This window comes from Gordonia malaquae, from assembly GCF_037148075.1.
Lineage (GTDB): Bacteria > Actinomycetota > Actinomycetes > Mycobacteriales > Mycobacteriaceae > Gordonia > Gordonia malaquae.
Genome location: NZ_JBBCUB010000001.1, coordinates 1,147,869 through 1,172,982, shown reverse-complemented (window position 1 = coordinate 1,172,982; position 25,114 = coordinate 1,147,869). Strand labels below are relative to the sequence as shown.

Here is a 25,114-nt window from a genome sequence, read left to right as displayed (position 1 = left end):
GGCCCCACAGACAGCAACCCGCGAGGATGCGGGCGCATCCTCGCGGGTTGCTCGAGTGGCGAATTTCAGAGAGTCGGGGGCACGCGCGGCGGAGGTGGCGGAGGTGGCGGTGGAGGCATCCGCGGCGGTACACCGTTGACCGGCCCCATCGGATGCCGTCCCATCGGTCGCGGTCCCGTCGGTGGAGGCCCCATCGGAGGCGGGCCGACCATCGCCGGGCCGGCCGGGTGAGGCATCGGCGGGCGACCGAACCGTTGCGGAGGAATCGGCCGCTGAGGCATCGGCTGTTGGGGCATCGGCTGTTGGGGCATCGGCTGTTGAGGCATCGGCTGTGCCAAGCTCCGACCCGGCAGCGTCGGCGCTCCCGGACCTGGATGCCCGTAGCCTGGACCGAAAGCCTGTTGCGGCAGCGGCGCAGGTGCGGGGATCCCGAATCCGTCTGGGCGTTCGGGAACGCTACCGTCCTGGCGCGCCGTCGCATGGAACTCGGTGAGCTCAGCACGCGGTGTGTTGCGCAGCTTGTTCCACGCGAACAACCACATCGCCACCTGAAGCAGCGGTACGCCGAAGATGACGAGGAATATGACAACCGGAATCAGACTGTCCATCGACTCAACCCACTTCACTGAAGTGTGCGCGGGCCGTCGGGTCCTCGGCGAGCACCTCTCGGGCGAGGCGGTCGAAGAATGCCCGGTACTGCTTGTAGCCGACGAGTTGTTTTCGGCCTGCAGGCACAAACCCGATCTTGTCCTGCGACGTGGTGAACGACATGATGTCGGTCTTCAAGTCACATCCGACCATCGTGCTGTCGATGTTGACCACAAAGGTCATGTACTCGGTGACACCGCCCATTCCCCGGATCGAGAATTGCAGCCACCCGTTGCCGCCGCCGAGATATCGGAGCATCGGCGTCGGCGTCGGCGGCGATTGACGGTGCGCGAGTTCGGCGACGCGGTACGGCGACAGCCTCGTCTGCAGGAATCCGGCCGCGTTCTCGAACCGGTGCGATGCTTGGCCCATGGCGACTCCTCGGTGTAGGTCGATCGTGAGAACCTACGCCTGAAACCTCTCGGCCAACATGTCGTTGGACAGGATGTCCACCGGTCCGACCAGCAGATTCATCTGTCTGGTGTAGTCGACGGCGCGAACGGTTTGATGAAGTCGGGCACACCGCCGGTGCGCCGCAACAGCGGCGAACCGAAGAAGGGAGCAACAACCTGGCACGGCACCACTCGGCTCGGATGGTCGTCGAGCGCGTTGAGGACGAACGCCGCCGCGCGAGGAGATCCGCAGATGCCGAGATGGTCGGACAGGTCTTTCACACAGCCGGCTTGAAGGACGATGTTGGTGACGTCGACGCCGTCCGGTCCCGGGAGTTGTCCGGAGGTGAACGGGTGCACCAGTTCATCGTGGACGGTCGAGATGTTGGTGTACGAGATGCCGGGGACGTACGGCCCGCCGTCGGCGTTCATCGTGGCGATGAACTCCGAATCGTCCATCATCTGCGGTAGCGCACGGCACGGGACTACCCCGGCGGGGTCGAAGCCGAAACGGCTGAGGATTCCGGTCGCCCCGTCGAGCACAGTGGTGCCTTCCCACAGTGGAGCCAGGGACACGTACTTGCCGATCCTGTCGTGCCCGCCGAGAAAGCGTGCCCAATAGTTGGGGACGAGCGTGCCCTGCGAATGACCGACGACGTGTACCTTGTCCGATCCGGTCGCCGCCATGACCTTCTCGGCGAACGCGCCGAACTCTGCTGCGCTCTCCTCGATCGTCGTCATGCCGCCGAGAGCCGAGATCGGCCACCGCGACCCGGGGATGGCGCCGAAAGTCAGCGTGAACACCGAATAGCCCGCCTCGGTGAGCAACGGGACGTAGGTGCCCCAGTTCGTCTGGCCGCCGCCAGCCGTTCCGTGCGCGAGGATCACCGGAATCGGGTGCGCCGGGTCGAGCGGATCGTCCCACCGGTTGGCGCCGGGCAGGCTTCCCCCTGGATGCGCGAGTTCGGGCCCGATGCCGGCGAAGAAGTCGTAGACAACCTTGCCCGTCGGGTCGTCCGCGTCACCGCCGAGACTGATCAGTTCACGCGGAAACCGTTGAACTACCGAGTTCGCCGCCTGCAGGATCGGCTGGGTGATCTTCTGCGCCGCCGCCAGCGGCAGGGTCACGAGGTCGCCGATGAACTCGTTCAGGTTCTTCGGAGGCATCCGACCATGGTAGCCACCGCCGACCTCAGCTCCCGAACACCTCCAGCACCACGGCCTTGGCGCGTCGGGTGACCCGCATGTAGTGCTCCAAGAACTCCGACGCCTCGTCTTGCGGCCAGCCGGCGGCGTAGGCCACTGCACGCAGTTGCCGGCCGGGGGACGGAAGCTGGTCGACGGGCTTGCCGCGGACCAGCACCAACGCGTTCCGCGCCTTCGTCGCGGTGAGCCACGCCTCAGTGAGGATCTTGACCTCGTCGACCGGAACGAGTTCGGCCGCCGCGATGGCGTCGAGCGTCTCCAACGTCGAGGTGTTGTGCAGGGACGGATACTCGTGCGCGTACCGCAGCTGGGTCAGCTGGACGGTCCATTCGACGTCAGCGAGCCCTCCTCGTCCGAGTTTCGTGTGCGTCGCAGGGTCCGCACCGCGAGGCAGTCGCTCGGAGTCGACACGTGCCTTGATGCGGCGGATCTCGCGGACCGCGTCCGGCGACACACCGCCTGCCGGGTAACGGGTCCGGTCGATCATGTGCAGGAACGACAGACCGAGGTCGGCATCGCCTGCGACGGTGTGAGCTCGCAGCAACGCCTGCACCTCCCATGCCTGCGCCCACTGGTCGTAGTACGCCGCATACGACGCCAGCGTCCGGACGACGGGCCCGTTCCGCCCCTCCGGTCGGAGTCCGATGTCGACTTCGAGTGGCGGATCGGCGCTCGGCGTGCCCAGCATGGTCCTGACCTGCTCGCACACCTTCTGCGCCCACTTCACGGCGTCGGCCTCATCCGCACCGTCGACGGGATCGCACACGAACATGACGTCGGCGTCCGAGCCGTAGCCGAGTTCTCCTCCGCCGAGCCTGCCCATGCCGATGACAGCCAGCCGGGCGGGTGCGGGCGCACCCTGCAGCGACTCCTCGATCACCTTCTCCAGCGCCGCGTCGAGCACGGCGGCCCACACCGTCGACAGCGCCCGGCACACCTGCTGGACGGTCATCAGTCCGAGGATGTCGGCCGACGCGATGCGTGCGAGTTCGGCCCGGCGATGAGACCGCGCGACGGCGATCGCCCGTGTCAGGTCCGGCGCACGACGCATGGACGCGCGCAGCCCCTTCGCCACGTCGGCCGAGTCGACCTCGATGAGCTTGGGGCCCGTCGCTCCCGTCGAGTAGAGCGAGATGACATCGGGCGACCGCATGAGAAGGTCGGCGATGTACTCGCTTGTCCCGAGCACCCGCATGAGCCGCTCGGCGACCACGCCATCGTCGCGGAGAAGCCGCAGGTACCACGCCGTGGTGCCCATCTGCTCGCTGAGCTTGCGATAGTTCAGCAGGCCCGCGTCCGGATCGGGCGTGTCGGAGATGTGCTCGAGCAGTCCCGGCAGGATCATCGACTGAATGGCACCGGTACGTCCGGGGGTCGACGCCAACGCCCGAATGTGGGCCAACGCTCGGTCGGGCATCGCGTAGCCGAGCGCGGCGAGCTGACGTTTGGCCGAGTCGTCGGTGAGCCGCAGGAGCCCCTTGTCCTGCCGCGCCACCGCGTCGAGCAGTGGCCGGTAGAACAACTTCTCATGCAACTGCCGCACGCGCGTGATCTGTTTCCGCAGGTCACGACGGAGAACCGCGGCGGCATCGCGGCTTCCTTCGGGCCGGATGTGCGCAGCGCGCGCCAACCACCGCATCGCGGGCTCGTCGTCGGGCTCGGGCAGCAGATGGGTCCGGCTCAGACGCTGCAGCTGGATCCTATGCTCGAGCAGACGGAGGAACTGGTACGACGCCGAGAAGTTCGCGCCGTCGTCGCGCCCGATGTAACCCGCGGTTGTCAGCGCGTCCAGGGCGTCCACCGTGGACTGCACGCGCAACGATGCGTCGACTCGTCCATGCACCATCTGCAGCAGTTGGACGGCGAACTCCACATCGCGCAGGCCGCCACGGCCCAGCTTGAGGTTGCGGGCCTTGTGCTCATCGGGAATGAGGGATTCCACCCGGCGGCGCATCGCCTGCACCTCGGGGACGAAGTCGTCGCGCTCGGACGCGTCCCACACCATCGGAGACGTCGCGGCAACATAGTCCCGTCCGAGTGCCATGTCACCGGTCATCGGGCGAGCCTTCAACAACGCCTGGAACTCCCAGGTCTTGGCCCATCGCCGGTAGTACGCGACATGCGACTCGAGGGTCCGCGTGAGCGCACCGGACTTGCCTTCCGGGCGCAGTCCCGCGTCGACGTCGAAGAACGCCTGCGAACCGATGCGCATCATCTCGCCCGCGATCCGGGCCGAGGTTCCGTCTGCGGGTTCGGCGACAAAAACGACGTCGACGTCGGAGACGTAGTTCAGCTCGCGGGCGCCGCACTTCCCCATCGCGACCACCGCTAGTCGGATGTCGAGCGGGCTGTCGCCGGCCACTTCGGCGATCGCGACGGCGAGGGCCGCGGTCAGCGCCGCGTCGGCGAGATCGGCCAGCCGTCCGCCCACCTCGGGCAGGTAGAGGACCTCCTCGTTCTCGACGGTCGCCGCGAGATCGTGCGCGGCGAGGATCAGAACTTGGTCTCGATACGACTTGCGGAGCGCCGCGACCGCGTCCGGTCCGGTGATCGCCGCGCGGAACAGCAGATCGTCGTCCGACGTCCCGTCGACCCGGACCGCCCCGATCGAGTCGAGCAGCGCGGATCGCGACTGCTCCGCCGACGGCATCTCGTCGTCGACCAGCAGCCGCCACGCATCGGGTTCGGCGACGACGTGATCGGCGAGCGCATCCGACCCGCCGAGCACCGACAGCAGTCGACCGCGGAACGCCTTCGACGACCGCAGCAAGGCGTCGATCTGCGGCCAGTCCCCCGACCCTTCACGGTCATGGAGCCGCACGAGCGCCCGCAACGCCAGGTCGGCGTCGGGTGCCCGCGACAGCGCCCACAAGAGATCAACCGTCGCAGCACTCGACCATCCCAGCGTCGCGAGATCCGCGCGAGCGGTGTCGTCGAGAAGCCCCAGACGGCCAGGACTCGGAACGGCCGAACGGCCTCCGGTACTCGTCACGTCTGTGCCCTTCTACAGCGGTAGGTAGCTCTCGAGCTCGAACGGGGTCACGCGTCCTCTGTACTCGGCCCACTCCGCCCACTTGTTGCGGAGGAAGTAGTCGAACACGTGCTCACCGAGGGTCTCGGCGACGAGCTCGGACTTCTCCATCTGCGTGAGGGCGTCGGCCAGCGACCCGGGGAGTTCCTTGTAACCCATCGCACGACGCTCCGCGGGCGTCAGCGCCCACACGTTGTCCTCGGCCTCTTCGGGCAGCTCGTAGCCCTCTTCGATGCCCTTGAGACCGGCGGCCAACAGCACGGCGAACGTCAGGTACGGGTTGCAGGCCGAGTCGGGACTCCGGACCTCAACGCGCCGCGACGACGCCTTGTTCGGCGTGTACAGCGGGAGGCGGACCATAGCCGACCGGTTCGCACGACCCCAGGTGGCGGCCGTCGGGGCCTCGTCACCGTAGATGAGTCGCTTGTAGCTGTTGACCCACTGATTGGTGACCGCGCTCATCTCGTTCGCGTGCTCGAGGATGCCCGCGATGAACTGCTTGCCGATCTTCGAGAGCTGCATCGGGTCGTCCGGGTTGTGGAACGCGTTGGTGTCGCCTTCGAACAACGACAGGTGGGTGTGCATGGCCGATCCGGGGTGTTCGCTGAACGGCTTCGGCATGAACGTGGCGCGGACACCGTCGTTGAACGCGACCTGCTTGATCAGGTAGCGGAAGGTCATCACGTTGTCGGCCATCGACAGTGCGTCGGCGTAGCGGAGATCGATCTCCTGCTGACCGGGGGCGCCCTCATGGTGGGAGAACTCCACCGAGATGCCCATCGACTCGAGAGCCTCGATCGCGTGACGACGGAAGTTCGGCGCGGTGTCGTGGAACGTCTGATCGAAGTAGCCGCCGCCGTCCGCCGGGATCGGCGGGGTGCCGTCGAGCGGCAGATCTTTGAGCAGGAAGAACTCGATCTCCGGATGGACGTAGCAGGTGAAGCCCTGGTCGGCGGCCTTGTTCAGCTGGCGGCGCAGCACGTTGCGCGGGTCGGCCCACGACGGAGTGCCGTCGGGCATCGCGATGTCGCAGAAGATGCGCGCCGAGTGCTGACGGCCGTCGGTGACCCACGGGAGCACCTGAAACGTCGACGGATCGGGCTTGGCGACGGTGTCGGCCTCGGAGACACGGGAGAAACCCTCGATCGCCGAGCCGTCGAACCCGATGCCCTCGGAGAACGCGCCTTCGAGTTCGGCCGGTGCGATCGCCACCGATTTCAGGTATCCGAGGATGTCGGTGAACCACAGCCGGACGAAGCGGATGTCGCGCTCCTCGAGGGTGCGCAGCACGAATTCCTGTTGGCGATCCATACCCGAACCCTAGTGCTCCGCGATTACGCGCGTGTTACACCCGGCACTTTGCCGAATCGCGTGTCCCCTCGAGACCGCGCCTCATGTGATCAATGCCACCGAATCGCCTCTGCCGGAGGTATGACCCCGGTGGGAGAATCGAGGGGTCCACACCAACCCGGGTACCCGCACAGGCGGGACTCGAGGCAGAAATGAGGCAGTCATGTCGGAAGCATCCGTCTACGGTTCGGCCAGCACCCCGAGCCCCCGTCGCGCCACGCGCATTCAGCACCTCGCCCAGTGGAAGACCGAAGGTCACAAGTGGGCGATGCTCACGGCCTACGACTACTCCACGGCCCGCATCTTCGACGAAGCCGAGATCCCCGTCCTCCTGGTCGGCGACTCCGCAGCCAACGTCGTGTACGGCTACGACACCACGATTCCCGTCTCGCTCGACGAACTGATCCCGCTCGCTCGTGCCGTGGTGCGTGGAGCGCCGCACGCGATGGTCGTCGCCGACCTGCCGTTCGGCACCTACGAGGTGGGCCCCCAGCAGGCGCTCGAGTCGTCGATCCGGATGTTCAAGGAGTCCGGCGCCCACGCGGTCAAGATCGAGGGCGGCGAACGCATCGCACCGCAGATCTCCGCGTTGACCCAGGCGGGCATCCCGGTCATGGCGCATGTCGGCTTCACCCCGCAGAGCGTCAACGGCCTCGGCGGGTATCGCGTCCAAGGCCGCGGAGACGCCGCCGACCAGCTCATCGCCGACGCGATCGCCGTCCAGGAAGCCGGTGCATTCGCGGTCGTCATGGAGATGGTCCCGGCCGACGTCGCCGGACAGATCACCCGCAAGCTGACCATCCCGACGGTCGGCATCGGTGCAGGCAACGAGACCGACGCCCAGGTGCTCGTCTGGCAGGACGCAGCGGGCTACACACACGGCAAGACCGCCAAGTTCGTCAAGCGATACGCGTCGATCGGCGACGATCTGCGGACCGCCGCACGCCAGTACGCCGCCGACGTCGCATCGGCGTCGTTCCCAGGTCCTGAGCACTCCTACTGACCGATAGGCCGAGCTTGTGACCGATAAGGTTGGACGCATGCGCACGTTGTACCCACCCATCGAGGAGTATGCGTCCGGCCACCTGTCGGTCGGCGACGGTCAAGAGGTCTACTGGGAGTGCTCCGGCAACCCGAACGGGAAGCCCGTGGTGTTCGTGCACGGCGGCCCCGGCGGCGGGACGTCCCCGCAGCAGCGCCGGTTCTTCGACCCGTCGAAGTACCGGATCGTGCTGTTCGATCAGCGCGGCTGCGGGCAGTCTCGTCCGCACATCGCCGACGGCGCCGACCTCTCGGTCAACACCACACAGCACCTGATCGCCGACATGGAGGCGATCCGCGAGCATCTCGACATAGACACGTGGCAGGTGTTCGGCGGATCGTGGGGTTCCACTCTGGGTCTCGCGTACGCCCAGACCAACCCGGAGCGGGTCACCGAGTTGGTCCTGCGCGGGATCTTCCTGCTGCGCCGCAGCGAGATCGACTGGTACTACAACGGCGGTGCGTCGCACATCTTCCCCGACGTGTGGGAGCGGTACCTGGAGCCGATCCCGGACGCCGAACGTTCCGGTGATCTCGTCGCCGCCTACCACCGCCTGCTCACCGGCGACGACCGTGAGGCCGCACAGCGTGCCGCCAACGCGTGGTCGGCGTGGGAGAACATGACGAGCTACTTGGAGCCCCGGCCGAACTCGGGCGACGAAGGGCCCGAGGACCTCGCCTTCGCAACCATCGAGAATCACTACTTCACCAACCACGGGTTCATCGAGGACGGCCAACTGCTGACCGACATCGCCCGTATCGAGCACATCCCGGCCGTCATCGTCCAGGGGCGCTACGACGTCGTCTGTCCGATGCGCAGCGCCTGGGATCTGCACCGCGCGTGGCCCGACGCCGACCTCCATGTGGTCGACGACGCAGGTCACGCATCCTTCGAACCCGGCATCGTCCACCATCTGGTGGAAGCAACCGACCGCTTCGCCCGCACCCGAGCCTGAAGGCACATCATGAGTCCCGCCGCGCACGAATCCCTCGAGATCGAGTTGAAGTTCGACGTCGACGCGGGACTCCCCGCGCCTGACCTGTCCGGGCTGGTTCCCGACGGTCGGGTCGGCGAACCGCAGACCTACCTCCTCGAAGCCACCTACTACGACACCGAGGACACTGTCCTCGCCGTCAACCGAACCACCCTGCGTCGACGGTCAGGCGGCACAGACGGCGGGTGGCATCTCAAGCGCCCGTCCACGGTGAAAGCCGCCCGTCGTGAACTCGCGGTCGACTTCGACGACGCGCCGTACGACGGTGGTGTGCCCGCGACGTTGACCGACCAGGTGGCAGCGATCGTGCGCACCGGCACACTGATGCCGGTTGCCACGATCACCACGGACCGCACCGTGACCAGCGTCTTCGACGGTGACGGGCGAGAGATCGCGGTGTTCTGCGAGGACGTCGTGTCCGCGGAATCCCTGCTGCCCGGAGGAGGTGTCAACCGGTGGGCCGAGTGGGAGTTCGAGCTTGTCGACGGTGACGCCACGATCCTCAAGCGCGCCAAGGCGTATCTGAAGGACGCGGGCGCGCGGAAGGCATCGAGCACCTCGAAGCTGGCTCGGGCCATCGGATCGCAGCCCGCCGACGTCCACCGGCCCGCGCTGCCGAAGAAGCCGACAGCTCTCGACCTCGTGATCAGCGATCTCGCAGCGCATCGCGACGCACTCGTCGCGTACGACCCCCTCGCCCGCGACGACGCCCCGGACGCGGTCCACCAGATGCGCGTCGCGGCCCGCAAGCTGCGCTCGATCCTCACCTCGTACCCCCAGGTACTCGCTCCCGAGGCCGCGGCCCCGATCTCCGAGGAGCTGCGCCTCCTCGGCGAGGTTCTCGGCGACGTCCGCGATCTGGAGGTGCAGTTGGAGACCAACGAACTCCTGCTGGCACGCGAGAACGCACCGGAGGATCTCGTCGCGGTGCTGGTCGACGGGGAACGCGTCCGCCACGAGCGGGCCCTCAAATCGATGAGGTTCGCGCTGTCGACACATCGCTACCTGACTCTGCTCGACGATCTCGACCGCCTGATCGCGGAGCCGGTCAAGGGCCCGGACGCCGACCGACCGGCACGCGACGTGGCCGCCGAGGCCGTCGCCGCATCGTACAAGCGCCTGCGCAAGGCCCAGAAGGGGTTGCGCGACCACGAGGTGTGGTCGCACGACTGGGTGGAGCAACTGCACACGATCCGCAAGCGCGCCAAAGCGGCACGGTACACCGCGGAATCGACCGAGGCCCTCCGCCGTGCCTCGCTGCACAAAGTCGGCCACTACGCCAAACAGATCCAGACACACCTCGGCGTCTTCAACGACACCGCCGTGAACCGGGAGCGCCTGCTCGCTGTCGGCGGGAACACGCCGCTCAGCCCGCAGGCGCACTTCGTCCTCGGCCGCCTCGATGCACGCGAAGAGGCCCGCGGCCGCAAAGCGGTGAAGGCGTACCGCCGCCTCGACTGACATCGTCAACGTTGGCGGCGATTCCGGTGCTGAGGACCAGAATCGCTGCCGACGTTTCGCATCCGCGAAACAGACCCCGCAGGTCCAAGCCCGGGCGGCAGTAGTTCGATCCCTGCTAAACTGACTGAAATTTTAGTTAGTTAGGATTCTGATGCGTCGTCGACACTTCCTTCGGCTCGGTGCGGCAGCGGCGGCCGCCGCCGTTGCAGGGTGCACTGCAACCCCGTCGAGTTCGGCAGAGCCACAGGTCGGACGGATGCCAGACGAGGGCGCCACCCATCGGCGGACCTGGATGGCATCCGGCGCCAGCGCTTCAGTCTGGGGCCGCGAACTGCTTCCACTGGTCCAGCGCGATCTCCTCGCGGTGGCCACCGCGATCTCCCAATTCGAGCCGGTGTCGATGCTGGTTCGCCCAGACGAACTGGCGCTCGCGAAGCGACTCGTCGGCGACGCCGACATCACGCTGGTCAAGGCGCCGCTCGACGACCTGTGGATCCGCGACTCCGGTCCGACGTTCGTCGACACGCCGCAAGGACTCGCCGCTGTCGACTTCAACTTCAACGGCTGGGGACGCAAGCAGGCTCATAGTCGCGACGCGAGGATCGCGGCCCTTGTCACGCACGAGGCCGACGCTCGCCGAATCTCGACCGACCTCGTACTGGAAGGCGGCGCATTGGAGGTCGACGGGCTGGGCACCGCGATCATCACTGAGTCGTGTGTCCTGAACCCCAACCGGAACCCCGGCTGGTCGAAGACCGACGTCGAGTCCGAACTGAGTCGCCTTCTGGGGATCACAAAGGTGATCTGGCTACCCGGGATCAGAGGACACGACATCACCGACGGCCACACAGATTTCTACGCACGATTCGTCCGTCCCGGTGTCGTCGTCGCAGCGATGGACGACGATCCCGAATCGTTCGACTACGACGTCACACGCACTCACCTGGACATCCTTCGGCAAGCGACCGACGTGAACGGCCGACCGCTTCAGGTGGAGATTCTGACCGCACCGACGAATCTTCGATTCAGCGGAGCCGACGACGATTTCGCCGCGGGCTACATCAACTTCTACGAGTGCAACGGAGCCGTGGTCATGCCCGACTTCGGCGACCCGGATGCTGACGCTGCCGCACACGGAACCCTCACCCGACTCTTCCCGGATCGCTCAGTCGTCTCCGTCGCGATCGACGGGATCGCGGCAGGCGGCGGCGGGATCCACTGTGCGACTCAGCAGGAGCCGTTGTGGCACGCGTGAACAAGCGAACCGAGATGCTCGACGCCGCTGTGCGGGTGATCGCAGCCGACGGCGTCCGCGGTCTACGCGTCGAGAAGCTCGCTGCGCAGGCAGGAGTCTCGACAGCTGCGCTCTACTACCACTTCACCGACCGTGCCGGTGTCCTACGTGCGGCGCTCGAGCACGTCAACCAACGTGCCGTCGACTACACCGAGGCCGCGAGCGACGAGACCGATCCTCGGGACCGACTGGAATCGCTCTTGCAGTTGGAACTCGCCGATGGGACTGCGCAGAACTCGATCGCGTGGGGCGAACTCCGCGCGAGCGGCGTCTTCACACCGGAACTCCGCGAACCGCTCGCCGAGACGACCGCCGAGTGGTCAACAGACGTGGCCGACGTGATCGCGACTGTGCGTCAGCTGACCGCACAGGACGCTGTTGACGCTGCTGAGCGCCTGACGTCACTGGTGGAAGGGCTGTCGATGCGCATCCACAGTGGCTCGATGAGCACGGAGCGCGCCCGGACCCTTCTCTCGGGGGCGATTGCGAACGAACTCGCCTACCGCTGACCTGCCGAGACATACGTATCGCATACATTCGATCTCATGCAGCGCAGAGTGTTCGCACCGGCCATCGACTTCGACCAGATCCGACGTGAGCTCGACGTCACCGAGGAGTTCCCGGCCGCAGCGACTGCTGAAGCCGAATCCGCAACGGACCGTCTGCCCGAAGGACGGGTCGACCGGACCGACATAGACCTGGTCACCATCGATCCGCCCGGATCGAAGGATCTCGATCAGGCGCTGCACATCGAGGCGACCGACGACGGGTTCACCGTCCACTACGCGATCGCCGACGTCGCCGCGCTCGTCGCGCCCGGCGGTCCGATCGACACCGAGAGCCTGCGGCGCGGGCAGACGATCTACTTCCCTGACGGAAGCGTCCCCCTTCACCCGCGCCCGATGTCCGAGGGCGTCGGGTCGCTCCTACCCGGTCAGACCCGGCCCGCAGTCCTGTGGACGGTGACGGTGAATCACGACGGTGACCAGACCGGCGTTCACGTCGAACGTGCGACGGTCCGCTCTCGGCAACGCCTCGACTACGCGGGTGTGATGGCCGCCCACGACGCCGGCACGCTGCATCCCTCGATCGCCGCGCTCCCGGCGTTCGGGCAGACACGGATCGACTGGGCGCTGCGGCGTGGCGCGGTCCAGCTGGATCTACCCGATCAGGAGATCGTCCCCCACGAGGGCGACCGCGCGTGGACGCTCCAGATCGCACCGCACACCCCGGCCGATCAGTGGAACGCCCAGGTGTCGCTGCTCGTCGGCATGGCGGCCGGACGGATGCAACGCGATGCGGGCGTCGGGCTGCTGCGCACCCTGCCGCCAGCCTCTCGTGAGGCGGTCGACGATCTGCGAGCGGCTGCCACGCACCTCGGAGTGGCGTGGGCCGACGGCGCGTCGCCGGGCGAGTTCCTCGCATCCCTACCCGCAGACGCTCCGACCACGCTGGCACTGATGTCGGTCGGAGCGCGATTGATGCGCGGTGCCGGATACCTCGCGCTCGACGAGTCCTCGGCCGCCTTGGACGACGCGGCCGTGGCTCACGCGGGGGTCGGTGGCGTGTACTCGCACGTCACCGCGCCCCTTCGTCGTCTCGGCGATCGGTATGCGACCGAGACGTGTCTAGCGATCGCTGCAGGTCAGAAACCTCCTCAATGGGTGCTCGATGTGCTGCCGACGCTCCCGAAGATCATGGCGTCGTCCGACTCGACGGCCTCGACAGCGGAACGCCGAAGCGTCGACCTCACCGAGGCGGTGGTGCTCGCCGACCAGATCGGCGCGCGTTTCGACGCCGTCGTGATGCGGGACGCTCGCGGCGACAAGCCCGCCGAGGTGTTCATCTCATCGCCGGCGATCATCGGCGGCTGCGAAGGCGCGCCCGCCGCCGGAACTGCGTGCACCGTCGAAGTCGTCGAAGCCGACCCGACAACGTCGCGGGTCCGTTTCCGCGCGGTGTGAAGGCGAACGAGTCGGCGCGTAAGCCGGATCCTGTACCGGTCGTGAAGACCGGCGGCGACCATCCATCTGGACACACCGTTGCCGGGTGCCTCAAGCAGCCAACCCGCGAGCTCGGACGAGCAGTCCTCAAGCACTCGCGCATCCGCACCGTGAGCGGTGCGGACTTCGGCCTTGCTCCGGGTGGGGTTTACCTAGCCGTCGCGGTCACCCGTGACGCTGGTGCGCTCTTACCGCACCGTTTCACCCTTACCTCCCGCCGAAGCGGGCGGCGGTCTGTTCTCTGTGGCACTGTCCCGCGGGTCGCCCCGGGTTGCCGTTAACAACCACCCTGCTGTGTGGAGTCCGGACTTTCCTCGACATCGGGCCTGCACGAATGCTCGTACGGTTCCCTCGCCGCGGCCGCCCGGCCGACTCGTTCGCCATTGAAGGATACCCCCACGTCTCGACAGCGACCGACGGGCAGGGTCTCGGCTGCGCTCGACGGGCAGGGCGTCCCTACTGGAGGTGGGCGGTGTCGTTGACGAGTCGGACTACGGACCCGCCGTCGGGATAGAACTCGACGATCGAGAACGACGCGAGGTCGAGGTGCATCCGGAACAGGAGTTCCGGACCGACTCCGAGTGCCCCGCGCAGAAACGTCTTGATCGGGGTCACGTGGCTCACGGCGAGGATCGTCTGCCCCGGGTACTGGTCGACGAGATCGTCACGAACCTGTGCGATGCGGTCGGCGACGGTGGCGAAGCTCTCACCGCCCGGCGGCGCGACGTCGACATCGCTCAGCCATTTGCGATGCAACCGCCCGTCGCGCTCGGCCGCTTCGCGGAACGTCAATCCCTCCCACTCGCCGAAGTCGGTTTCGATGAGCCCTTCGTGGACAGCCACATCGACACCGAGCACGCGGGAGGCGAACTCGGCGGTGTCACGAGTCCGCGCCAGGGGCGACGAGACGATGGTGTCGATCGAGCCGAACGGCGACGCCGACAGTCTGGTGGCGGCAGCCGTCGCCTGCGCGAGGCCGACGTCCGTGAGCGACGGATTGCCGCGCCCCGAGTACCGGCGCTCCACCGACAGCGGTGTCTGACCGTGGCGCAGCAGGACGATTCGGGTCGGTGTCGACGTCTGTCCCTGCCAGGTGGCCTTGTCACTCACGCGGACGCCCCTGCCCGGGAAGCCCGGAGTGGTTGGTGCGCACCATGATCGCGCCGCACTCCTCGCACCGGAGCACTTCGTCCTCATCGGCGGCGGCGATCCGCGACAGGGTCCGGGGATCGAGTTCCATCCGGCACGCGCCACAACGACGAGCCTGGACGAGCCCGGCGCCGACTTGACCGCGGCCCCGCAGTCCGTCGTAGATCGCGACGAGCGGGCCGTCGATCGTCGCTGCGAGCGAGCCTCGACGGTCGGTGATGTCGGCGACCTTCTGCTCTGCCGCAGCGGCGCTCGAGTCGCGTTGTGCGACGAGGTCGAGTTCCTTCTCGGTCAGCACCAGCAGGGCGGCCTCGGCACGATCCGCCTCGGTGCCCGTCGCCTCTTGCTGTTCCATCAACTCGAGCATCTCGGCTTCCAGATCGTCGCGGCGACGGATCAGGTGATCGAGCTCGTGCTGCAGTTCGGTGAGTGCTTTGTGACCGACGGTCCCGGCGTCGATGGCAGCCTGATCGCGCGCGGCGTGCTCGGTCATCCCGGTCAGTTCGGCGTCGATCTTGTCGTACACCGCCTGCAGGTCGTCGACGGCGACGCGCGATCGTGCGACGTCGTCTCGTGCGGCCTCCAGGGCCGTCGCGAGTTCCGCCAGTTCGGCGTCCTCAGGCAGATTCTTACGCGCATGCTGCGCTTTGGCGATGTCGGCGTCCAGTTCGGCGAGGTCGAGCAGCAGTCGCTGCTGCGCTGCGGGTGCTTTCACGGCGCTCTCCTATCTCTGTCGGTCGACCACGGTGAACGGGTCGGTTGGCGGTGCGTAGACGGTCGTCTCGCACCCGAAGTCGGTGAGCATGTCCGCGGCCGATGCGCACCACGGGAACTCGGTGGCCCAGTGGCCCGCATCGATGAGCGCGGGGGCCCCGGCCCGCCGCGCCTCGTCGACAACGTGGTGCCGGAGGTCGCCGGTGATGTACGCGTCGACGCCGGCCGCGGTCGCCGCCCCGATCAGCGAGTCGCCCGCGCCGCCGCACACTGCGACGGTCTCGACGACGGCTGCCGGGTCGCCCGCCGCGCGGATCGGCCAGGCCGCCGTCGGGAGTGCCAAGCCGGCATGCGCGACGAACTCGTCGAGCCGCATCGGCGCAGGCAGCCGTCCGATCCGTCCGAGACCGAGATCGCTGTCGACGGCGGCCTGCTCGAACACGTCGAATGCGGGCTCCTCGTACGGATGCGCGTCCCGCAGGGCGGCCAACACCGCCGACCGGGACCGTCGCGGCGCGACGGTCTCCACGCGTTCCTCGTCGACATGCGTCAATTCGCCGACGCCGCCGATTGCTGGCGACGCTCCCTCGACGGGCCGGAACTGACCGGTGCCGACCACTCCCCAGCGGCAGTCGCGGTAGTCGCCGATCGCGCCGGCCCCTGCCGCGAACATCGCCTCGGTCACCTGGTCGACGTTGCTCTCCGGGACCATGACAACCCACTTGTCGAGGACCTGCGCGGGCTCGACGTCCAATGGCCGGGTGTCGACGAGGCCGAGGGCGTCGGCCAACGCGTCAGAGACACCGGGCCGGGCCTTGTCCGCGTTGGTGTGCGCGGTGAACAACGCACAGTTCGCCCGGATCAACCGGTGGACGATGCGTCCTTTCGGGGTGCCTGCCGACACGGTGTCGACACCGCGGAGAAGCAGCGGGTGATGTGCCAGCACGAGGTCGGCGCCCACGTCGATCGCATGGTCGACGACGGAGTCGGTCACGTCGACGCAGACGACCACCCGGCGCACCGGCTCGGTCGGGTCTCCGCAGACGAGCCCCACCGAATCCCACGACTCGGCGAGTGCGGGCGGATACGCGGTGTCGAGCCGCAGGATCACCTCGGCGAGTGTGCGAGTCATCGGTTTCTCGTCTCCCCTGGTTCGGCGGGTCGGTCTCTCACATCTTGCACGGCGGCGATCAGCCCATCGGTCAGTTCCGCGGGACGGACCGCGAGGCGCAGGTGGTCCGACCCCAGGCCGACGAAGTTCGCGCAGCTGCGGACCGCAAAACCACGGCCGGTCAGCGCGTCCTTGAGGCCGAGTGCATTCGGTGTGGACAGGAGGACATACGGAGCTCGGGGCGGCGCGAGCGGGCTCAGTCCGATCTCTCCCAAGCGAGTCACCAGGTGTGCCCGGTCGGCCGCGACGATCCGCGCCTGCTCATGCGCGTACGCCTGTCCTGCCCCACCCAGGCACGCATGCAGTGCGGTGAGCGTGAGGGTGCCGAGCGGCCAGTGGCGGCGTCCGACGGTCATCGCGTCGATCGTCCGCGGTGAGGCGAGGAGGTATCCGGCGCGCAAACCGGCGAGTCCGAACGTCTTCGTGACCGACCGGACGACGATGAGATCGTCTCCGGCCAGGTGGGCCACCGACTCCGGTTCGAAGCTGTCCCCGTCGAGTGTGAGGTCGGCGAAGGCTTCGTCGACGAGGATCGTTCGGCCTGGTCGGCGCAGTGCGAGGATGTCCGCGGCCGGATGGAGCACCGACGTCGGGTTCGTGGGGTTCCCGACGACGACGAGGTCCGCGTCCTCCGGAACCTGCGCGTCCGACAGACGCCACGGCGGCGGCGGAGTCACGTGTGTCACCCGCGTTCCGGCAGCGACCAGGACTCTCGCCGGTTCAGTGAACGACGGCTGGATCAATGCCGCATGCGAGAACCCGAGGCGCGCGACGAGCTCGAAGCCTTCGGCCGCTCCGCCGAGGAGGAGGACGTCTCGCACGTCCCTGCCGTGAAGTGCTGCGGCACGTGCGGTGGCGGCTTCGGTGTCGGCGTCCGACGGATAGGCCGCGAGGTCGGCGATACGAGAGGTCAGCGCTTCGACGATGAAGGGCGGCGGTCCGGGGCGAACGTTCACCGCGAAGTCGATCAGGCCGGGCCCGGCGTCCGCGTCGCCGTGCCGGTTCGGATCGGTCAGTCGATCATGTGACGATCCGACGCCGAATGCTGCCGCGGTGAGCCCAGGCACGTCGACTGTCATGATCACTCACCCTACGTGCACGATGGAGGGATGAGCCCGTCCGCAGTGCCCCGCATCGTCGACGGTCGGCCGAGCGTCGACCCGGCCGCCGCCGACACGGTGGTGCTGTTCGATCTGGACGGGACGGTCACCGACAGTTTTGTGGGGATCACGACGTCGTTCCGGCATGCGCTGATCGAGATCGGCGAACCGCTTCCGCCCGACGACTTCTGGCCGTCCATCGTCGGTCCTCCCCTCATCGATTCACTCGCGCTGCTCGGGATCACCGGCGACCGTGCCGCCGCCGGAGTACGCGCCTACCGCGCCCGCTACGACGTCATCGGTTGGCGCGAGAACGCCGTGTTCCCCGATATGGCCGAACTGCTCGCCGACCTCGCTGCGGCCGGACGCACGCTCGCGATCGCGACGTCGAAGAACGAAGTGATCGCCAGACGGATCCTTGAGCACTTCGGTCTGGCGCACCGATTCGCGCACATCTGCGGGGCCGACGACGCCGTCGGACGGTCCGCGAAGGGCGACGTCGTCGCCGAAGCACTCCGTCGCCTCGGCGCGAATCCGACAGAGCGGCCGATCGTCATGGTCGGTGACCGATCTCACGACGTCGACGGGGCCGCTTCGTGCCAGGTCCCGACGATCGGAGTGAAGTGGGGTTACGCTCACGCAGGAGAGTTGGAGGCGGCCCAGCATCGATCGGGCAGCCCAGAAGACAATCGGTGGATCGTCACGACGGTCACCCAACTGCGAAAGGTTCTCGGTGTCTGACAACACGGCGACTTCGGCCGCCAGCAGCGCCCTGCACATCTGTTTCGTCTGCTCCGGCAACATCTGCCGGTCGCCGATGGCCGAACTCATCTTCGCTCACGCGATCGACGAGGCGGGCCTGTCTGAGCAGGTCAGGGTGACCAGCGCAGGAACCGGCGGGTGGCACATCGGGGAGCCGGCGGATAACCGCGCACGCACCGAGCTCCTCGCTCACGGCTACTCCGATCAGCACGTCGCCGCACAACTGTCACCCGATCACCTCTCGGCCGACCTGATCGTGGTGGCCGACCGCGGGCACGTCGCCGACTTGGAGCGCAAACGCCTCGGAAACCGTGTCCGGCTACTCCGCAGCTTCGACCCGGACGCCGCAGACGCCGATCTTCCAGACCCCTACTACGGAACACCGGACGACTTCTCGGAGGTCCGCGAACAGATCGAAGCCGCGATCCCCGGCCTGCTGGCGTGGACCCACGCGACCCTGGCCGATCGCAGCTGACCGCACGCAGTCAGTAACCTTGGGGCGTGCGCGTCCTTCGTTCGTTCTTCAAGCCCGGGTGGCTTCTGCTCGCGGTGTTCGTCGTGGCATTCGCCGCTGCGTGCTTCTCCATCCTCGCGCCGTGGCAGCTCGGCAAGAACTCCGACACCGAGCATCGGAACGAACTGATCCGCGCCGCCACCGGCACCGCTCCGGTCCCGATCGACGAGCTCGCGCCCCACGGCGCCGCATTCGATCCGGACCGCGAATGGCGGGAAGTGACCGTTCGCGGACGGTACCTGCCGAAGGGCCAGGTACTGCTTCGCTTCCGTTACGCGGACGAACGCCCCGCCGTCGAGGCGCTCACTCCGTTCCAGGTTGCCGGTTCCGACCGTGTCATCATGGTGAACCGCGGGATCGTGCCCTCAGCGGCCGACGGCACGTTCAACGTCCCGACCCCGCCCGACGTCGAGGTGACGATCGCGGCCCGCCTGATGCAGACCGAAGGCACCAGCCCCGGTAAGGAACCGCGCCTGGAGAACAACGTCCTCACGGCGTACACGATCGACACGGCCGCACTGTCGAAGGCGACCACCATGCCGTTGGAGTCGTTCTACCTGCAGTTGTCGTCCGAGCAACCGGGGTCCCTCGGCGAGATCGCCCTGCCGCAACTGGAGAGCGGACCGTACTTGTCGTACGGGCTGCAGTGGCTGGCGTTCGGCGTGATGGTGCCGCTCGGCGCCGGATATTTCATCTTCAACGAGGTCAAGGCGCGGCGGGCGCAGAAGGCGTCGTCGGACGACGACACAGTCGACGAGCCCCTCCCCACCGCGAAATCCGAGCGCGACCGCATCCGTCAGGCTCTGCGCGAATCCGGCCAGCGGTCGGGCAACGACGTCGACGCGAAGGCGGTTGCGGGAATCGGCGAGGGAGGTTCGGAGGTCGAGTCCGACGACGACGTCGTCCGGGCCAAACTCGCGGCCCGCTACGGAAAGTAATTAGGGCAACAGTCCGGCGACGCCGCCGATCGAGCTGCCGAACCCGCCGTCGGACGATCCCGCTGTGGATCCCCACGGCTGCGGACCGCACCCCGTGACCACGATCGACGCGGGTGCGATTCGATCACCTGGCACCGGACCGTTTCCGATGCGGAACCAGACGGTCTGAGTCCCGGCGTCGGAGGCGTCGGGAGCTTCGGGCCCGGTGGCCTCACGGACGTCGACGGTGGCGGTCGACACCTTGCCGTCCGGTTGTGCACTGGTGTTGTAGCCCACGGTCGGAGGCGCGAACGCGGGCACGCCCGGTGCGAGTTCGGAATGCAGGGCAGGACTGCCCACCCATCGGGCGAACGCCCACGTGGTCCCAGTGCTCGGCACCACGCGCCACGGCGCCACGTACGTCGACGGGTCCGCCGTCTTCGCGGGCGCGGGACCCTCCTGGTCGAACCACCAATCCGGTTGGTAGAAAGTCGAATTGGTGTGGTTGACAAGGGTGAAGGTGACCGTGCAGTCACCGTTGTCGTGCGCGGTGAGCTCAACCCCCTTCGTGGCGGCGTGTGTGGAGCCCGGCGCGACGACGAGCGCGGCGGCCGTCGCGCTGATCGCTGTGATGATTGTCAGCCGTCGAGACATGTGGTCACCTGAGCATTCCGAACAATCCGCCTCCGAGGCTGCCGAACGTGTTGTCAGCCGACCCGGACGAGCCAGTGGTGGCACCGCACCCGGTGACGGTGATGTGCCGCCATGCACGGTCGCCGAGCCATTCCGGCTTCTCGTCGGGCGTCTGTCCGTTGTTTCCGGGCGGGCCGAGCACGATTCGGTAGTCCACGCGGTGCGATCGGGCATCTGGATTGGGCAGCGGCGGGTTCCACCCCGCGACGATGTTCTTGAGGTCCTGGACGTAGGTCGCGGTCACCGGTTCGCGGTTCGACACCATCGTGCGATTCTCGACGGTGTTCTCACCCGCGCCGCCGTCCGGCCAACTCGGCAGTGCGGCCTTGGACGCCATGTTCGGTGTGCCGGTGCGCCACACGTCGAAACCCACTCCGATGTCGCGTCCGGGCTCGTCGTCGATCCGCCAGTCGATCGTGTACGTCGTCACGTTCGTCTTGTTGACGATCGTGAACTCGGCCTTGCACGCACCCAGGTTCTTCGCCGAGAACGTGACAGCGCCCTCAGGAGAGCCCTGTGCTGGAACCGCGTCAGCCGGCCCGGTCGCGATCGCGGTCAGCGCGCCCGCGGCGAGCACGGTCGACGTCAGAGTTCTGATGAGTACACCCATGGGACATCCTTCGTCATCGACGCGTGAAGACTTCTCCCCGGAATGTACTGAGCGGCCGGCGGCCCAGCAGAGTACCGGCCAGTAGTAACCCGTTGGCACTACTGGCCGGTCGGCCCGTCAGTCGTCGGAGACGGTGATCGTGACCGGGATGTTCCCGCGAGTCGCGTTCGAGTACGGGCACACCTGGTGAGCCTTGTCGGCCAGCGCCTGCGCCTGCGCCTGATCGAGGTTGGGAATCGTCACTTCGAGGGTCACCTCGAGCGCGAAGCCGCCGTCGTCGTTCGGCCCGATGCCGACGCGCGCCCCAACGGACGAATCAGTGAGGTCCGCCTTCTCCTGACGCGCGACCAACTGGAGTGCCGAATGGAAGCAGGCCGCGTAGCCGACGGCGAACAACTGCTCGGGATTGGTCCCCTGACCACTGCCGCCCATTGCGGTCGGGATGGCGAGGTCGACGTCGAGACGACCGTCGGACGAGCGGCCGTGGCCGTTACGTCCTTCGCCGGTGGCCAGGGCTTCTGCGGTGTAGATGGTGCTCATGAGCGTTCCGTTTCTTCTCGATCGATCGGTGACACGGCGTGTGCGCCGTGCGCATGGAGTGCTGCAGTGAGTTCAACGAGCCGGTCGCGGAGTGCAGCGGCGGACTCACGGTCGAGCCCGGTCGCGGACGCGATGCAGCGAGGAATCTTCTCGGCATCGGCGCGCAGAGCGCGGCCGGCGTCGGTGAGGTGAACGTCCACCCGCCGCTCGTCGTCGCGTTGGCGACGGCGCTCGACGAACCCGAGGGCTTCGAGGCGCCGCAGCAGCGGCGACAGGGTTCCGGTGTCGAGATCGAGCTCGGCGCCGATCTCCCGGACTCCCCTGCCGTCACGCTCCCACAGCACCAAGAGCACGAGGTATTGCGGGTACGTCACACCGAGCTCGTCCAGCAACGGCCGGTACACCGCAGTGGTCGCCCGAGAGGCGGCGTACAGAGCGAAGCAGAGTTGCTGGTCGAGCGCGAGGTCGTCGTTCACACCGATAAGAGTAGTCCACATTTAAGTTGTCTACAACCTAGTTGCTGACAACACTGCCCCTTGCGTGGTTTCGCTGCAGGTCAGCGACGTCGACGGAACTGCGCAGCGACTGCCAGCGCGGCGCTCAGTCGTTGCACACGACGAGAGAGCCGGACCGCAGCGCGGAGGTCCGCCGCCAGGGGCGCGGGCCCGTCACCCAGCGTCGGACGATCCTCAGTTCCATGCGCGTACACGGTGCGCCCGCCGAGCGTCACCCCCAGCGCTCCGGCGAACGCCGCCTCGACCACACCGGCATTCGGACTGGGATGCAGCCGCGCGTCGCGTCGGACGCTGCGCCACACCGCCGCCGGCTGGGCTGCCGCCACGCCGACCAACGTCGCGGTGAGGCGTGCCGGAGCAAGGTTCGCCACGTCGTCGAGCCGTGCCGCGGCCCATCCGAATCGCTGGTAGCGCGGTGATCGGTAGCCGACCATCGCGTCGAGAGTGTTCGCCGCCCGGTACCCGAGCATGCCAGGCGCACCGGCGACCGCACCCCAGAACAGGGGCGCGACGGTCGCATCGGAGGTGTTCTCGGCGATCGACTCGACCGCCGCCCGGCAGATCCCCGCTTCATCGAGCCGAGTGGTGTCCCGTCCCACCAGGCCTGCGACGAGTGTTCTCGCGCCGTCGATGTCGCCTGCGTCGAGTGCATCGGCGATCCGGTCGCCGATCGCGGCGAGCGATGTGCCGCCCAAGGCGGTGAACGTAGCCGCCGCGGCGCCGACGGCGCCTGCGCGTCGCGCGATCAGTCCCGCCGCGGTCCCGACTCCGATCCAGCCGACGGCGAACGCCGCGCCCCGCGGCCGCGAGTCGTCGTACATCCACTTCTCAACGGAGGAGACACCCGATCCGAACACGGCGACGGGGTGTCCGCGTCGCGGATCACCGAACACGGCGTCGGCCACCGATCCGAGGCCGATCCCGAGTGCATCGTCGGTGGGCAGTCGCATCGGACGATCGTATCGGCCGACGATACGATGGTCAGTCATGGCCGCCTCCAGACCCGCTCCCACCGCCGGAGTCTTCGACATCTCCACCGGCACCGCGGAACTCGTCCACAGCATCGACGGCGGCTGGTTGCTGTCGATCAACGGCGCACAGTCGAGCCACATCGACCCGGACCGACCCGAACAACTCGACTTCGAGTACATGCGCCAAGCGGCCGCGGCGATCGCGGATCGGTATCGCGAGCCGTCGACGCCGCTTCGAGTGCTCCACCTCGGCGGCGCGGCATGCGCTCTCCCCCGGTCCCTCGCCCAGCGGTACCCGCAGTCGCGACACGTCGCCGTCGAGATCGATGCCGAGCTCGCGCGGCTCGCGCGCGAGTGGTTCGACCTCCCGCGCGCACCGCGCCTCCGCATCCGTGTCGGCGACGCACGAGAAGTCACCGAGAGCCTGCTTCCTCAGACGCGCGATGTCGTGATGCGCGACGCCTTCAGCGGCAGCCTGACGCCCGAGCACTTGACGACCGCCGAGTTCACTCAGGCGGTTCAGAAGGTGTTGGTGCCAGGCGGGCTGTACATCGCGAACTGCGGGGACCGACGCGATCTGAACTCGGTCCGCTCGGAGGTCTCGACGATCGGCGAGGTCTTCGAGAACATCGCCCTGATCTCCGACCCGGCGATGTTCAAGGGCCGACGCAGCGGGAACATCGTCGTCGTCGCCAGCGACGGCGCAGTCCCCGACTCCGCCGACCTCGAGCGAACACTGCGAAGCGATCCCGAACCGGCCCGGCTGATGACGGGGAACGCGGCGCGCGCGTTCGGCTCCGGACGCGTGCGACGCGACGCTTGACCTGCCGAGACGGTCAGATGAGGTAGTGCAGATTGTCGGCGATCGAGTCACCGATCGCTTTGTCGCCTTCGATGACGACGGTGGCGGTCGCCGCTCCCGGACGTCCTCCCGCAAGTCGCGCGTAGTCGGCGACGCTCATTCGAAGTGTCACGTCAGCAGCACGGTCGAGCTCTGGAACGACCGCGGCTCGCTCTCCAACCGCAACGTGTGTCAGCGACGGCACGAGACCGACGAATTCGAAGGTGACCGCGCTCCCCGCGGGCACGCGGGCCTTCTTCCCGACCACGTACGGGAGGTTGTGCGCGAACTCGGCGAGCGCGAATCGGGCGGGTTCCGAGAGCGTCGGATCACCGAGGCCCAGGGCGTCACGGATGTCGATCTCATGCACCCAGCAGTCGAAGTTGCGCACCCGCATGAATCTGCCGTAGCTCTCGGGACCGACCGGAGTGACGGCGTCTGCGTTCCACGCGTCGTCGTCCAACGCGTGCAGGTCGGCCACCCGCTTGGCGGTGAGCGCACGGTAGTCGGTCATCACGTCGTCACGCGTGCGCGCCCGGTAGTGGTCGAGCCAGTTCTCGTTCAGTACACCGATCGAGTTCTTCACATGGTCGAGCGACTCGACGTCACGAATCGATTCGACGGTCCGGCCGTCGAGCATGCTCTCGGTGCCGATGACGTGGGCGACGACGTCGGCGACCGTCCACCCGGGAAGGCCGGTCGCGGTGGTCCACTGCTCGTCGGTCAGCGGGGTCACCAGATCGTCGATGCTCTGCCACTGCGCTTCGAGCGCGTCGATCAGAGCGGTCTTCTCAACGATGGTCTTCACGTTCTGCGGTCCTCCGGTCGGGTCGAACAGTGATGGATCGTACGAAGTCGTGGGCTTCAGTCATGAGGCTCTCCCACTGGACGGTGTGATCGAGGCCGACGTGCATCCACTCGCGCATGACACGTCCGCGCATCTCCATCCGAGCACCGATGCCCGTGTCGATCAAAGCGTCGATGCGGTCGGACGGAAGCTTGACCACGAGCTCGCCACGTCCGGCGACGAACGCGAACACCTTGCCGAGGACTCGCACTCCCTCCGACCCGAACATCGGGCCGATGTCGACGTTCGGGCGCGCGAAGAGCTTGTCGCACAACGGATCGAACACGTCGTGCGCGCGTCGCACCGCGTCCGCGTCCTTCATACGGACGAGCGTAGCGGCGTACCCCGT

At 67.5% G+C, this 25,114-nt stretch carries 26 protein-coding genes and 1 other RNA gene; 10 read left to right on the top strand and 17 right to left on the bottom strand.

Translation table 11 applies throughout. The annotated features are described in order from the left end of the window. Positions 1–65: 65 nt before the first annotated feature. From WFK36_RS05935 to WFK36_RS05915, 5 genes are all read right to left on the bottom strand, one after another. Positions 66–608, bottom strand: a complete 543-nt coding sequence (locus WFK36_RS05935) for a hypothetical protein (RefSeq protein ID WP_336790553.1) — start codon at positions 606–608, stop codon at positions 66–68. 4 nt (positions 609–612) lie between these two features. Beyond that, positions 613–1,020, bottom strand: coding sequence for a hypothetical protein (locus WFK36_RS05930; protein ID WP_336790551.1), 408 nt, complete (start codon positions 1,018–1,020; stop codon positions 613–615). A 98-nt stretch (positions 1,021–1,118) separates the two neighbouring features. After that, the gene (locus WFK36_RS05925; RefSeq protein ID WP_008376844.1) at positions 1,119–2,207 is read right to left on the bottom strand and encodes an esterase/lipase family protein; all 1,089 of its coding nucleotides are present in this window, start codon (positions 2,205–2,207) and stop codon (positions 1,119–1,121) included. 25 nt (positions 2,208–2,232) lie between these two features. Then, positions 2,233–5,238: a bifunctional [glutamine synthetase] adenylyltransferase/[glutamine synthetase]-adenylyl-L-tyrosine phosphorylase gene (locus WFK36_RS05920; protein ID WP_336790550.1), complete on the bottom strand. Its 3,006-nt coding sequence runs from the start codon at positions 5,236–5,238 to the stop codon at positions 2,233–2,235. A gap of 12 nt (positions 5,239–5,250) precedes the next feature. Next, on the bottom strand, positions 5,251–6,588 hold the full coding sequence (locus WFK36_RS05915) for a glutamine synthetase family protein (RefSeq protein ID WP_008376846.1): 1,338 nt from the start codon (positions 6,586–6,588) through the stop codon (positions 5,251–5,253). A gap of 202 nt (positions 6,589–6,790) precedes the next feature. Here WFK36_RS05915 and panB point away from each other — a divergent pair, with 202 nt between their 5' ends. The 6 genes from panB (at position 6,791) to WFK36_RS05885 (ending at position 13,382) form a co-directional block, all read left to right on the top strand. Next, entirely contained in the window at positions 6,791–7,630 is an 840-nt protein-coding gene (gene panB / locus WFK36_RS05910; RefSeq protein WP_336790547.1) for a 3-methyl-2-oxobutanoate hydroxymethyltransferase, read from the top strand. 37 nt (positions 7,631–7,667) lie between these two features. Continuing rightward, positions 7,668–8,624 carry a prolyl aminopeptidase gene (pip, locus tag WFK36_RS05905; RefSeq protein WP_336790545.1) on the top strand — a complete coding sequence of 319 codons (957 nt, stop codon included), beginning with the start codon at positions 7,668–7,670 and terminating at the stop codon, positions 8,622–8,624. Between the two features lie 9 nt (positions 8,625–8,633). Next, positions 8,634–10,124: a CYTH and CHAD domain-containing protein gene (locus tag WFK36_RS05900; RefSeq protein WP_336790543.1), complete on the top strand. Its 1,491-nt coding sequence runs from the start codon at positions 8,634–8,636 to the stop codon at positions 10,122–10,124. Positions 10,125–10,275: 151 nt separating this feature from the next. Next, positions 10,276–11,379 (top strand): agmatine deiminase family protein, encoded by a 1,104-nt coding sequence (locus tag WFK36_RS05895; RefSeq protein ID WP_336790541.1) that lies wholly within the window; start codon positions 10,276–10,278, stop codon positions 11,377–11,379. Next, the gene (locus WFK36_RS05890) at positions 11,367–11,927 is read left to right on the top strand and encodes a TetR/AcrR family transcriptional regulator (protein WP_336790539.1); all 561 of its coding nucleotides are present in this window, start codon (positions 11,367–11,369) and stop codon (positions 11,925–11,927) included. The genes WFK36_RS05895 and WFK36_RS05890 overlap by 13 nt, the downstream gene beginning before the upstream one ends. 36 nt (positions 11,928–11,963) lie before the next feature. Continuing rightward, positions 11,964–13,382 (top strand): RNB domain-containing ribonuclease, encoded by a 1,419-nt coding sequence (locus tag WFK36_RS05885; RefSeq protein ID WP_336790537.1) that lies wholly within the window; start codon positions 11,964–11,966, stop codon positions 13,380–13,382. A 3-nt stretch (positions 13,383–13,385) separates the two neighbouring features. On the opposite strand, the gene rnpB is transcribed toward WFK36_RS05885, so the two are convergent. The 5 genes from rnpB to cobC all read right to left on the bottom strand — a co-directional run bounded on the left by rnpB (position 13,386) and on the right by cobC (position 17,540). After that, an RNA gene (rnpB, locus tag WFK36_RS05880) (RNase P RNA component class A) lies at positions 13,386–13,797 on the bottom strand. 80 nt (positions 13,798–13,877) lie between these two features. Continuing rightward, complete coding sequence (locus tag WFK36_RS05875; RefSeq protein ID WP_336790536.1) at positions 13,878–14,531, bottom strand: histidine phosphatase family protein; 654 nt, start codon at positions 14,529–14,531, stop codon at positions 13,878–13,880. Beyond that, on the bottom strand, positions 14,524–15,285 hold the full coding sequence (locus WFK36_RS05870; protein WP_336790534.1) for a zinc ribbon domain-containing protein: 762 nt from the start codon (positions 15,283–15,285) through the stop codon (positions 14,524–14,526). Before WFK36_RS05870 ends, WFK36_RS05875 begins: the two co-directional genes overlap by 8 nt. A 9-nt stretch (positions 15,286–15,294) precedes the next feature. Then, positions 15,295–16,416: a Nif3-like dinuclear metal center hexameric protein gene (locus tag WFK36_RS05865; RefSeq protein WP_336790532.1), complete on the bottom strand. Its 1,122-nt coding sequence runs from the start codon at positions 16,414–16,416 to the stop codon at positions 15,295–15,297. Further along, on the bottom strand, positions 16,413–17,540 hold the full coding sequence (gene cobC, locus WFK36_RS05860) for an Rv2231c family histidinol phosphate aminotransferase CobC (protein WP_419717428.1): 1,128 nt from the start codon (positions 17,538–17,540) through the stop codon (positions 16,413–16,415). Before cobC ends, WFK36_RS05865 begins: the two co-directional genes overlap by 4 nt. 24 nt (positions 17,541–17,564) lie before the next feature. Here cobC and WFK36_RS05855 point away from each other — a divergent pair, with 24 nt between their 5' ends. From WFK36_RS05855 to WFK36_RS05845, 3 genes are read left to right on the top strand one after another with little or no spacing between them, the layout of a single operon-like run. Next, positions 17,565–18,296 (top strand): HAD hydrolase-like protein, encoded by a 732-nt coding sequence (locus WFK36_RS05855; protein ID WP_336790528.1) that lies wholly within the window; start codon positions 17,565–17,567, stop codon positions 18,294–18,296. Beyond that, the gene (locus tag WFK36_RS05850) at positions 18,289–18,792 is read left to right on the top strand and encodes a low molecular weight protein-tyrosine-phosphatase (protein WP_008376858.1); all 504 of its coding nucleotides are present in this window, start codon (positions 18,289–18,291) and stop codon (positions 18,790–18,792) included. The genes WFK36_RS05855 and WFK36_RS05850 overlap by 8 nt, the downstream gene beginning before the upstream one ends. Positions 18,793–18,818: 26 nt before the next feature. Further along, on the top strand, positions 18,819–19,769 hold the full coding sequence (locus tag WFK36_RS05845; protein WP_008376859.1) for an SURF1 family cytochrome oxidase biogenesis protein: 951 nt from the start codon (positions 18,819–18,821) through the stop codon (positions 19,767–19,769). Here the strand turns inward: WFK36_RS05845 and WFK36_RS05840 are convergent, their stop codons facing one another. The 5 genes from WFK36_RS05840 to WFK36_RS05820 all read right to left on the bottom strand — a co-directional run bounded on the left by WFK36_RS05840 (position 19,770) and on the right by WFK36_RS05820 (position 23,095). Beyond that, entirely contained in the window at positions 19,770–20,402 is a 633-nt protein-coding gene (locus tag WFK36_RS05840) for a hypothetical protein (RefSeq protein ID WP_336790523.1), read from the bottom strand. It lies immediately after the preceding gene. A 4-nt stretch (positions 20,403–20,406) separates the two neighbouring features. Continuing rightward, complete coding sequence (locus WFK36_RS05835; RefSeq protein ID WP_336790521.1) at positions 20,407–21,051, bottom strand: hypothetical protein; 645 nt, start codon at positions 21,049–21,051, stop codon at positions 20,407–20,409. 117 nt (positions 21,052–21,168) lie between these two features. Further along, a complete protein-coding gene (locus WFK36_RS05830; protein WP_336790519.1) occupies positions 21,169–21,591 on the bottom strand; it encodes an organic hydroperoxide resistance protein in 423 nt (140 codons plus the stop codon). Further along, the gene (locus WFK36_RS05825; RefSeq protein WP_336790517.1) at positions 21,588–22,067 is read right to left on the bottom strand and encodes a MarR family winged helix-turn-helix transcriptional regulator; all 480 of its coding nucleotides are present in this window, start codon (positions 22,065–22,067) and stop codon (positions 21,588–21,590) included. Before WFK36_RS05825 ends, WFK36_RS05830 begins: the two co-directional genes overlap by 4 nt. Before the next feature lie 80 nt (positions 22,068–22,147). After that, positions 22,148–23,095 carry a cobalamin biosynthesis protein gene (locus WFK36_RS05820; RefSeq protein WP_336790516.1) on the bottom strand — a complete coding sequence of 316 codons (948 nt, stop codon included), beginning with the start codon at positions 23,093–23,095 and terminating at the stop codon, positions 22,148–22,150. Here WFK36_RS05820 and WFK36_RS05815 point away from each other — a divergent pair. Then, the gene (locus WFK36_RS05815; protein WP_336790514.1) at positions 23,094–23,900 is read left to right on the top strand and encodes a spermidine synthase; all 807 of its coding nucleotides are present in this window, start codon (positions 23,094–23,096) and stop codon (positions 23,898–23,900) included. The genes WFK36_RS05820 and WFK36_RS05815 overlap by 2 nt on opposite strands. 13 nt (positions 23,901–23,913) lie before the next feature. Here WFK36_RS05815 and WFK36_RS05810 read toward each other — a convergent pair whose 3' ends face one another. After that, the gene (locus WFK36_RS05810; protein WP_336790512.1) at positions 23,914–24,726 is read right to left on the bottom strand and encodes a maleylpyruvate isomerase family mycothiol-dependent enzyme; all 813 of its coding nucleotides are present in this window, start codon (positions 24,724–24,726) and stop codon (positions 23,914–23,916) included. Then, on the bottom strand, positions 24,710–25,087 hold the full coding sequence (locus tag WFK36_RS05805) for a hypothetical protein (protein WP_336790510.1): 378 nt from the start codon (positions 25,085–25,087) through the stop codon (positions 24,710–24,712). Before WFK36_RS05805 ends, WFK36_RS05810 begins: the two co-directional genes overlap by 17 nt. Positions 25,088–25,114: the final 27 nt, after the last annotated feature.